The organism is Paenibacillus pasadenensis, from assembly GCF_023715725.1.
Lineage (GTDB): Bacteria > Bacillota > Bacilli > Paenibacillales > Paenibacillaceae > Paenibacillus_O > Paenibacillus_O pasadenensis_A.
On record NZ_JAMBOT010000043.1, the window covers coordinates 1 to 467 of the forward strand.

1 pseudogene is annotated in these 467 nt (G+C 49.3%); it reads left to right on the forward strand.

Annotated elements, in window-relative coordinates:
- Positions 1-122: 122 nt before the first annotated feature.
- Positions 123-467 (forward strand): annotated as a pseudogene (ackA, locus tag M3223_RS23870) (acetate kinase); the annotation flags it as partial.

Genomic DNA, 467 nt, shown 5'->3' on the forward strand with positions numbered 1-467 from the left:
TCTCTCATCGTGCCCGAAAACAGAACAAGGCATGATGTTAATCATAAATGTCGAGGTCATCCTGCGCTACGCTAATGACACACTGACGTTTTTTTAGCCACGTATCATAAAAAGGTACTTCCATGTCGAGTAAGTTAGTACTGGTTCTGAACTGCGGTAGCTCCTCTCTGAAATTTGCTATCCTTGACGCCGTGAACGGCGACGAATATCTGTCCGGTTTAGCGGAATGCTTCCACCTGCCGGAAGCCCGTATCAAATGGAAAATGGACGGCAGCAAACAAGAAGCCGAGTTAGGCGCGGGCGCCGCGCACAGTGAAGCGCTGAACTTTATCGTTAACACTATTCTGGCACAAAAACCAGAACTGTCTGCTCAGCTGACCGCAATCGGCCACCGTATCGTACACGGCGGTGAAAAATACACCAGCTCCGTGGTGATCGACGAGTCCGTAATTCAGGGTATTAAAGAC